Genomic DNA, 8,536 nt, shown 5'->3' with positions numbered 1-8,536 from the left:
AAAATGGCCGCGTGAATTCTACGACCAAGCCCCGCTAAGAACGGGGGGATTACCGCCGCGTTGGCGACCATTTTGGTGACGCCTGCTCCATAACGATCCACGGCATAGCGCGCCATTTGCATTTTCTTGGGGAGCCGCATGATATACGTGCTGTCCGTTAACCGAAAGCGATCGACGTCGAAGTGAGTGAGTGCAATAGGCACCACCAGACGCATGCGCAGCGTTGTTTGAACCATCCCCGAGACAATTGGCCAGATTAGCTTGTCCCGTTTGGGTTCAATCAGCGGACTATCGATGCCGTATCGGTGAAGATATCGTTCGACCACGTCCCCAACGCGCAGACCTAATAGCCACGAACTTGTCCCATCAGTTATGCCGAGGTGTGACGCAAATTCACTTTTGGCAAGAAACTTTGTTAGCGCGTTCAGAGTTGGAAGTTCGCTCTTATCTCCTATGAAGCCGCCCAGTATTCCCGCAAGGGATCGCGGCCCTATTGAAGTAAGATAGTGTGTAGGCGCGTCGCCAAACGGACCGATCTCGTGTACCGAAGGAAACCCGCTATCAAGCTCCGTGTAACGCGGGTAGTCGTGATGCGTGGTAGGGTGCTGCTGCCCGGATTTGATCGCGCTAATTACCGCTTGGTGGTGTTCATCTACAGCGGCTTTGAACAGGTCGAGAAAACGTCCGAGATCCTCTTTCTTTCTTTGGAAGGTAGTTTTCTTCGCCAAGATGATGTCCCTTAGTTGCTGTTTAAGGATTAATAGAACGAGTAGGCACCTAATAGCAGCTAGAAATCCAAATCGTCATCATCTGGCGATACCGACAGGAGTGCTTCGTGGGCGGCATCAATAAAGGCTGCGCGCGCATCTTCTGGTCGGTCATCCAAGCCGTTTTCGAGAACAGCTGAACAGACCATTAGGGCGGTCACATAAGCGTCGGTCGTTGTGTTGCCCGGCCAATTTTCGAGCAGGCATTGCGCCAAGTCCGTCACGGTCTCAAGGGTAGCAAAGTCTCCCCATAGAATAGCAAGAGGACTAATTTTGAAATCACTCATCCGCTCCGCTTTCGGGAAGGGTAGGAAGCCGCTCCCCTGAGGCAAAACATAGCAGGATAAGAGATTTTGGCGACAACCTTTGTCCGGTAGTGTCCCATATAGGAAGCACAAGGGGCAGGATTATGAGTGATTACAGCAACCTTTTTGAAGTCGAGGACAGGTCGAGTACCGGCGACTGGATGGAAGGGACGGGGCAGGAGTGCATCGATTTCATCGTGCGTTGCCGAGGCATTCCGAGGAGCGACGCGCTTCAAATTGTGACGCTCGCCAAGTTCTACGACCAGATTGAACTCCCCGACCTAGAAATTTACGTCAGCCGGGCACGAGCCTAACTCCATGTTAGCTGTCATTCCGACACCGCAAACGCAAAAAGCCGCCCGGCGGGAACCGGACGGCTTTGACGATAATGATAGGAGGGGTCAACCGGCCATGCGGCGATCAAACCATTTATGGAAGAGCGCTTCGACACCCCGCGGCCCGAGGTAGGCCAGAAGCGCAATCAACCCGGTTGATGCAGGCTGACCGAGATCGGCGTAGGCGGCGGCACTTTCGCCGATGACTGCCATGCCGAGCGCGACAGGCAGTTCCCAAAACAGTTCAATGCCGAAAAACTTACGGCGACCTTTCCGCGCCTCATTGCCGTGCCACATGAAGCGGCCAAGCAAAGAGGCGATGATAGTGGTGAATGCACCACCAACCCACGCATTCATCAGTTCGATGAAAGAGGTGTACTTTTCCGGCATGTCAGCGACCTTTTCCATGACGGGCGCATTCGTCCCGGTTCCAAACGTCGCCACCGCAAAGGCCCGCAACCGTCCGGTCAATTTTCCGTTGATCTTCCTGCGTTGCGCCCCGCGCGCCGATCAGGTCAATTCCGACTACCCGGCGCAGGCCCGATACATCGCCCGGCCCCGAAATCCCACACCCCGCCAGCGCAATCGTCAAAACGATGACGAGCGCTGTCCGCCCGATCCCCTGCCGCATTATTCTGCCTTTCAGTTTTGATGACCGCGCGATAGGTCGCATTCCGGTCGATGAAGAGGATGCCCGCGCCGATGAGAGACACCGCCGCCAGCCCGAGCAAAAGGAAAAGTCCGATTTTCGTCATCAAACCGCGACCTCGCGACCCAGCAAACTATTGACCCGCCGAGAGATGACATCGCGCTTGCGGTAGGCGATAACGCCGAGGACGACCGCCGCAGTAAGCAACGCGATCCACCCCCAGGGCAAACCGAGCGACCATGCAGCAAAGCCGGAACCAAAGAGCGAGCCTGCGCCGCCCTGCACCGCTTCTTTCGTGGCCACAGCGTCACGCCGCAACTGCGACAAGGTGGCGGGACCAATGATGCCGTCGGCGACAAGGTGCGGGTGCGCAGACTGATATGCCTTGACTGCGGCAGCAGTCTTTTCCCCCATCCAGCCGTCGATAGCGCCGGGATTAAAGCCTTTCGCCGAGAGGATAGCCTGCGCTTCCTTAACCACCGGATCGGGCTGCTTCGGTGCGGTCTCTCGGGCGGAGCGCGGCACGCCTTCACCGACGCCAGTGTAGATTCCCTTTTCGAACAAAAGGGCTTCTTCCTTGCGCCTGCGAACGAGGCCGGGCAGCTTCTTGCCCCCAGCCGTATTGTAGTGGGTGGCGAGATAGTCCGCCGCCTGCTTTTGCTTTCCGGCGCGCCAAAATTTCGCCCACTGCCAATCCATGGCGCCAGTGCCGAGATTGAATATCGCGGACACCGCCGCATCCATTTCGTGCTGCTTGCGCGCATCCGGCGACTTGGCAACCACAGCAGGCTCGAATTCATCCCGAAGCACCGCCGCGAAGATGGCTTCCGATTGGCTGGACGTGAGTTTCGTTATACCCGGCACCAATTTTGTAATGCCAATCTTTTCCAGCTCACGCCGAACAGACCGGCTCCGCATGGTGAAGCCCCGCCCGATAGTGGGGATGCGGACCGGATCAAGATAGCAGGTAAGGGGGTTTCCTTCATGAGCGTCCATAAAGGCACGCCCACGCGGTGACGTTGTCACAACGGACATGGATATCTCCTAAAGATTTTGGGGAAGAGTGGTAGGGCCGCGCCCTAGTTTTCGTCTGTCCGTCCGAAGCGGCGCGGCGTCAGGAATGAGGAAGGCGTGGCCGGGGTGCCGGGCGCACTGTTGGGCGCAACCTTGCCGGTTGCTTTCGAGGCGTCCGGGGTGGCGTTGGAGCCGCCGCTTTCCGTGCCGGCCGATTTTTCAGTTGCGGATTTGCCATCGTAGAGCCTGCCCGAAACCGCCACTTCAAGACCGCCGGTTTTCGTGTATGCGGTTTTGGCTGTCTTGATGATGTAAGGCACGCCGTCAACGCCGGGACGGATATCGGCAAAGAGCAGCGGCAAGCCCGCATCTATTCCCGCGTCACCGATCACGGTTACAGACACCGAGCCTTCGCCACGCTGCAATTCCTTGGCCTTCGCCTGCGCGGCCTTGTCGGCTTCGGCGGGCGATGCATAAGGTTCCGGCAAACGATAAACGCTATCGCCGTCCGCATCCGCGTCCGCGTCGATTTCCACGCGCTCCGCCTTATCGGAATCCTGATAGTACGCCACGACCTTGCTGTATTTCGTGCGGTCGTTGATTTCGACTTTCAGGCTTCCGACCTTGATTTTCTCTGGCGTCAGGATGATCGAGCCGAGCGGCGCGCCGGATGCAGACAACCCGGAACCGAGCCGGGTAAAAATCAGGCGCTTTTGCTTGACCGCATACAGGCCGTTGTGCCGTTCGGCCAACCGTCGCAAGAAATTGATGTTGCTTTCGTCCTGTTGCGCTAGCCAGTCATATTCGAAGTCCGCAAGGTCATCATCAACGGCGGGGGTTAAGCCGCTTTCGCTGGCGATCTGAGACAGGATATCGCCGAGCTTCGTTTTATCCCATGACCTTTCCTGCCGCTCTTTCAGCTTTCCGCTGCGAAGGTCCGCAGCCTTACCGGAAATCGACATTTTATAAGGCAGGCAATCGACGTTGACTTTGTCCGCGGTGAAGACGCCTTTCGGCACGAGATCGTCACCGAAACCCATCTTGACCGAAATGATGGCCCCCTTACGCGGGATCGCCAGAAAGTTCGGCGGGCCGTCATTCAGTTCAATATCCACCGTGTCGGATTTCATTCCCTCTTCGTCAGTGACGGTAAGGGAAAGCAAACGCTCATAGAAATGGCCTGCCACCGGCAAGCCGTCAATATTCACTTCCACGCGCGGTTTCATGGTTAGTCCCAAAGGCTGGTCAACGGCTTGGCCGTGCTGGTGGCGGGTATGTCCGGCATGGTGATTTTCGTGCCGAGAGGAAGAACAGGCCCGAGCGAGGCAAGACCCGGATTGGCATCAATAACGGCTTCGACCACTTTGGCCGTGCGCCCATAAAAAGCGAGGCAAGCGAGATCAACCGTCTCGCCCTGCCGTGTGGTGTAAATTGTCGCCATGTGGTCACCGGAAAAGTTCAGACAGGAAGGATGCAGCCCGATCCACAAGACCGCCCGCACTTGGCAACGTGCCAGAACCAGAGCGTTTGAGCGTGATAGAATACGCGTTTCCGCTTTCCGAAGAATGGAAAGCTTGGCAGGGCATCAATGGCAAAGCGCTGACGCAAAACGAGTTTGCGGAGTTTGTGGAAGACCATATTGCCGAACTGGCCGCGCCGGACTCGGATGAGGTGAAAGACCTCGAATTGCTGTTCCGGGCAAAAATCGCCTACCCGAACGAACTGGTAGTGCTTTCGCAGGGCTTGCAGATCAACGCTGAAACCCGCGTCAAGACCGCCGTGAAATTGCAGACCGGCGAAAGCCAAATCGTTTTCGAGGAAGACCACAAGAACGCCAACGGCGACCCGATCACCGTGCCGGGCGTCTTCGTCCTCAACATCGCGCCGTTCTTCCAGGGTGAAAGCATCCGCTTGCCCGTTCGCCTGCGCTACCGCCTTCGCGAAGGCAAGCTTTCGTGGACGTGCATGCTTTACCGGCCAGATGTCCACATCACCAAGGCCGTTACCTTCGCCCTTTACGAAACCGCCGCAGAACTCGGCCTGCCGAAATTCGCGGGCAAGCCGGAAATGACGGCTTGATTTAACCCAGAGCGCGGGCGGTCGCCGCCCGCCTCCATCCAGCAGAACAGAAGGCCGACCGGAAGGAAACGCAATGCAAGATGACACAATCTATCCATTTCTTGCGGCATCGCTGGAAATCTTCACCAACATGTCACGTCGCACCGGGCGCACGTCCGCGATGCTTGAACGTCTCCAGCCGGGTGACTGCGTCGTGGTAGCTACCGGAGACGAGAGGCACGATATGCAGCGCGAATTGCATCAGCGCAACATCGTGGACAAGGTTGCCGTTGTCGTCTTCAATCCCAAGACGTTGGAAGCGCCGAACCACTTGCGCCCGCCTTATAGGGCCGTCCATTTCGATAATTTTTGGTGGGAAAAATACTACGCCCACGCGCTCAGGTCAGTTGCGGAAAGGCCGCTACACCTCGCGGCGCACCTCGCGCCAACTGCGCCCCGCCTGCCTCTTCCAGAAGATGGCCCTTATAGAACGCTTGCAGGCTTCAAGCTCCTTTTTCGCAATGCTCATGAGGGCGAAGCATGACGCCCGAACAGCTTTCCGTTCGCGCCGCCCTGCCGCAACTGGCGCTGTCGGTTCGACAGCCGTGGGTTCACTGCATTTTCGAACTGGGCAAGCCGGTCGAAAACCGGACGTGGGCAACGAAGTATCGCGGGCCGGTCTGCATCCATGCCGCCAAGGGCATGACGGCGGAAGAGTGGCTTGACGGTCTTTATGTGGCCCGCGCCGCCTTGCCCGAAGGCCGCACCGGGCCTGCATTTCCGGGCCGAAAAGACGAACGCCGCCTGCCGCGTGGTGGCATCGTGGGAACCGTTGAGATCGTGGATTGCGTTACGCGCCACGAAAGCCCGTGGTTCTTCGGCCCTTACGGCTTCGTGCTGGCCAATCCCAAACCCTGCGAATTTATCCCGGTCAAAGGCGCACTTGGCTTCTTCGACTGGCGGAAGAACCTTGAGGCGGCCCCATGACAGATATCACCAAAGCAGCGAAGAAGCTTATTGATTGCGTAGAATTCGACATGAACGGCGCTGGCGGCAAGGGTGGCAACGGCGGCTTGCTGTCGGACACCACTTTGCGCGCGGCCCACGATCTGCGCGTTATCATGAGCCGCGAGGCGGACCGCGAGCAAAAGAAGCCGTCCTTCCGCGTACAGGATGGTGGCGTGTTTGGCGTCTCCGTTTTGATCGACATGCCGCCCGGCTGCGACACGATCGTAGTGTTCGCCGACAAGCACCAACACATTCCGGTTTGGATCGGCCTGCCGCATCAGCTTTACGTCACCACGTTCGCCAAGCTGTTGCATGACAACGCGGCGGAAAGCCTCACCATCGTTCCATATCGCAACGCGTCCAAAGTGACCGCGACTGAAAACGATATCGCCCTTGCACTCGCCGAGTGGGCCGTAGCGCCCGCAAAGCAGGAGGGCGACGGATGAAGAGGCCAACCGCCGCGGACAAATCGAACGTCCTTTCTTTCTGTTTCGTCGCGCTCACCGCATTCAGCGAAAACGCGCTATCACCGACGCAAAATCGGTGGGCGCGGGAGCGTGCCGAGAACTGCCTCTGGGCGCTTGGCATTCCCGAATACAAAACGGACCGGGCGACTTACACCGCTCGCGAGCTTGAAGAGGCTATGACGACCCTTGACCTTGAAGCCACAAAGCTTTTGACGGAGGGCAAGCGATGACAGCCGCCGCCGAACCAAGACCGGCAAGCGCCTGCCCATTGCCGCCAGTTCTCGGGTTGAGCCGCGAACAGGCCGCTGCCTATATCGGCGTTTCGAAATCCCTGTTTGACGAAATGGTGGCCGATGGCAGAATGCCGAAGCCGAAGAAGGCTAATAGCCGTACCATTTGGGACAGGCGGTCACTCGAAAGAGCCTTTAGCCGCTTGCCCGGAGGGGAGGGCGATGAAAACGAGGAGTGGGATTTCGCGTAAATGCCCAAGAAATTCGCCAAGAAATATGTAGTCGAAGATCGAACCGGGGGCAGTCTCCGGTTTTATTTTCGGCGGAAAGGCCAACCGAAAATCCGGTTGCCGGGTCTGCCCGGCACCGATGAATTCAACGCGGCTTATTACGCAGCGTTGGAAGGCGTCCAGAAAGAGGAAACCGCCGGTCCGAAGATGGCGGGGAAGGGGACATTCCGCTGGCTATGCCAACTCTATTTTCAGAGCGCGGAATACAAGCAGCTGGACAGCAAAACCCGATATCGCCGCAAGCTAATTGTTGAGGCCATGTGGAAAGAGCCAATCAAGAAGGGTGATAAAAAGCTTTTCGAGGACGTGCCAGTTCCCGCATTCACGGCAAAAGCCGTTCGCGTTCTTCGGGACCGAAAGGCGGAGACGCCGGATGCGGCCAATAGCTGGCTTAAAGCGCTACGCGCGATATTCGCTTGGGCGACAATGCCCGCTGTGGAATTGTGTGCGGTTAATCCCGCCCGCGATATCCCGTACTTCAAAACCGGATCGGAAGGTTTTCATTCTTGGACTGAGGATGAGGTTGACCAGTTCATTGCGAAACATCCTATCGGGACGAAAGCGTACTTGGCTCTGATGCTGATGCTCTATACCAGCCAGCGCCGCAGCGATATCGTGCTGTTTGGAAAGCAGCATATGACAAAGGGCTGGCTCCGGTTCGTCCAAGAGAAAGACAAGAAGAGGAAGCCCCGCAGATTGGAAATGCCGCTTCATCCAAATCTGGTGAAGGCTATCGAGGCCGGGCCGTGCGGCGATTTGACCTTGCTTGTCACAGAGTTTGATAAGCCCTTCACGTCAAATGGCTTTGGCAACTGGTTTCGTAAACGATGCGATGAAGCCGACCTTAAACATTGCAGCGCCCACGGCTTGAGAAAAGCCGCCGCCGCACGGCTCGCAGATCGCGGCGCGACCGAACATCAGATTATGGCAATCACCGGTCATACAACATCGAAAGAGGTAATCCGCTATACCAAAGCGGCTCGCCAGAAAGTGCTCGCGAAGAGCGCCGTTAAGCTTATGGATCAGGCTGTGGACGACAGCGAGGACTGACCAAAAGCAGAACAAAAGCGTCCAACTTTTCTATGTGGTGTGAACTACTTGGACATTTTGGACCGGAAAGCCTAGTAAAATCAAAGCGATTTTCAGGTAATGGTACCCCAAGCCGGGATCGAACCAGCACTCCTTTCGGAACCGCATTTTGAGTGCGGCGCGTCTACCAATTCCGCCATTGGGGCAACGGTGGTAATGCCACGGCGTCTATCATGGTGAGGGCCATGCGTGCAACCCCAAAGCTGACTTATCCTTTTGAATTGCGCGTGTTTGCGCGGGCGGTTTTCCGTCTTTGCCGAGGCCGCCGATCAAAATGTTGCGGCCGGTGGCTGTGCCAGATCGCGACACCTGCAGTTGCAGCAT

The 8,536-nt window shown here is 57.2% G+C and carries 16 protein-coding genes and 1 tRNA gene; 8 read left to right on the top strand and 9 right to left on the bottom strand.

Annotated elements, in window-relative coordinates:
- Together AC5I5B_RS11055 and AC5I5B_RS11050 are read right to left on the bottom strand one after the other, a co-directional pair.
- On the bottom strand, positions 1–728 hold a 728-nt coding region (locus AC5I5B_RS11055; RefSeq protein ID WP_495752632.1), incomplete at its 3' end, for a hypothetical protein.
- 59 nt (positions 729–787) lie between these two features.
- Entirely contained in the window at positions 788–1,054 is a 267-nt protein-coding gene (locus AC5I5B_RS11050) for a DUF982 domain-containing protein (protein WP_495752631.1), read from the bottom strand.
- A 122-nt stretch (positions 1,055–1,176) separates the two neighbouring features.
- On the opposite strand from AC5I5B_RS11050, the gene AC5I5B_RS11045 reads away from it, so the two are divergent.
- Complete coding sequence (locus tag AC5I5B_RS11045; protein ID WP_495752630.1) at positions 1,177–1,386, top strand: hypothetical protein; 210 nt, start codon at positions 1,177–1,179, stop codon at positions 1,384–1,386.
- A gap of 87 nt (positions 1,387–1,473) precedes the next feature.
- Here AC5I5B_RS11045 and AC5I5B_RS11040 read toward each other — a convergent pair whose 3' ends face one another.
- The 6 genes from AC5I5B_RS11040 to AC5I5B_RS11015 are packed head-to-tail and all read right to left on the bottom strand — an operon-like array spanning position 1,474 to position 4,511.
- Positions 1,474–1,797, bottom strand: a complete 324-nt coding sequence (locus AC5I5B_RS11040) for a phage holin family protein (protein ID WP_010970912.1) — start codon at positions 1,795–1,797, stop codon at positions 1,474–1,476.
- A 1-nt stretch (position 1,798) separates the two neighbouring features.
- Positions 1,799–2,038: a lipoprotein gene (locus AC5I5B_RS11035; protein ID WP_269698779.1), complete on the bottom strand. Its 240-nt coding sequence runs from the start codon at positions 2,036–2,038 to the stop codon at positions 1,799–1,801.
- Positions 1,923–2,165 carry a hypothetical protein gene (locus AC5I5B_RS11030; protein ID WP_495752634.1) on the bottom strand — a complete coding sequence of 81 codons (243 nt, stop codon included), beginning with the start codon at positions 2,163–2,165 and terminating at the stop codon, positions 1,923–1,925. The genes AC5I5B_RS11035 and AC5I5B_RS11030 overlap by 116 nt, the downstream gene beginning before the upstream one ends.
- Positions 2,162–3,091, bottom strand: a complete 930-nt coding sequence (locus AC5I5B_RS11025; RefSeq protein WP_495752629.1) for a glycoside hydrolase family protein — start codon at positions 3,089–3,091, stop codon at positions 2,162–2,164. Before AC5I5B_RS11025 ends, AC5I5B_RS11030 begins: the two co-directional genes overlap by 4 nt.
- A 44-nt stretch (positions 3,092–3,135) precedes the next feature.
- Positions 3,136–4,296: a phage late control D family protein gene (locus tag AC5I5B_RS11020; RefSeq protein ID WP_495752628.1), complete on the bottom strand. Its 1,161-nt coding sequence runs from the start codon at positions 4,294–4,296 to the stop codon at positions 3,136–3,138.
- 2 nt (positions 4,297–4,298) lie between these two features.
- Entirely contained in the window at positions 4,299–4,511 is a 213-nt protein-coding gene (locus AC5I5B_RS11015) for a tail protein X (protein ID WP_142841030.1), read from the bottom strand.
- Positions 4,512–4,603: 92 nt separating this feature from the next.
- Here AC5I5B_RS11015 and AC5I5B_RS11010 point away from each other — a divergent pair, with 92 nt between their 5' ends.
- The 7 genes from AC5I5B_RS11010 to AC5I5B_RS10980 all read left to right on the top strand — a co-directional run bounded on the left by AC5I5B_RS11010 (position 4,604) and on the right by AC5I5B_RS10980 (position 8,173).
- Positions 4,604–5,149 carry a DUF2303 family protein gene (locus tag AC5I5B_RS11010; RefSeq protein WP_495752633.1) on the top strand — a complete coding sequence of 182 codons (546 nt, stop codon included), beginning with the start codon at positions 4,604–4,606 and terminating at the stop codon, positions 5,147–5,149.
- Between the two features lie 73 nt (positions 5,150–5,222).
- Entirely contained in the window at positions 5,223–5,672 is a 450-nt protein-coding gene (locus AC5I5B_RS11005) for a hypothetical protein (RefSeq protein WP_495752627.1), read from the top strand.
- Complete coding sequence (locus tag AC5I5B_RS11000; protein ID WP_495752626.1) at positions 5,669–6,115, top strand: ASCH domain-containing protein; 447 nt, start codon at positions 5,669–5,671, stop codon at positions 6,113–6,115. Before AC5I5B_RS11005 ends, AC5I5B_RS11000 begins: the two co-directional genes overlap by 4 nt.
- Positions 6,112–6,582: a hypothetical protein gene (locus tag AC5I5B_RS10995; protein ID WP_495752625.1), complete on the top strand. Its 471-nt coding sequence runs from the start codon at positions 6,112–6,114 to the stop codon at positions 6,580–6,582. Before AC5I5B_RS11000 ends, AC5I5B_RS10995 begins: the two co-directional genes overlap by 4 nt.
- Positions 6,579–6,833 (top strand): hypothetical protein, encoded by a 255-nt coding sequence (locus AC5I5B_RS10990; RefSeq protein WP_495752624.1) that lies wholly within the window; start codon positions 6,579–6,581, stop codon positions 6,831–6,833. The genes AC5I5B_RS10995 and AC5I5B_RS10990 overlap by 4 nt, the downstream gene beginning before the upstream one ends.
- Positions 6,830–7,084: a helix-turn-helix transcriptional regulator gene (locus tag AC5I5B_RS10985; protein WP_112155332.1), complete on the top strand. Its 255-nt coding sequence runs from the start codon at positions 6,830–6,832 to the stop codon at positions 7,082–7,084. The genes AC5I5B_RS10990 and AC5I5B_RS10985 overlap by 4 nt, the downstream gene beginning before the upstream one ends.
- Positions 7,085–8,173, top strand: coding sequence for a site-specific integrase (locus AC5I5B_RS10980; RefSeq protein ID WP_443428825.1), 1,089 nt, complete (start codon positions 7,085–7,087; stop codon positions 8,171–8,173).
- 100 nt (positions 8,174–8,273) lie between these two features.
- Here AC5I5B_RS10980 and AC5I5B_RS10975 read toward each other — a convergent pair.
- Positions 8,274–8,358: transfer RNA gene (locus AC5I5B_RS10975), tRNA-Leu, on the bottom strand.
- Positions 8,359–8,536 lie beyond the last annotated feature (178 nt).

This window comes from Agrobacterium sp. (assembly GCF_059499945.1).
Note: the sequence above shows the minus strand (reverse complement) of the source record. Positions and strands in the feature narration are given on the sequence as shown.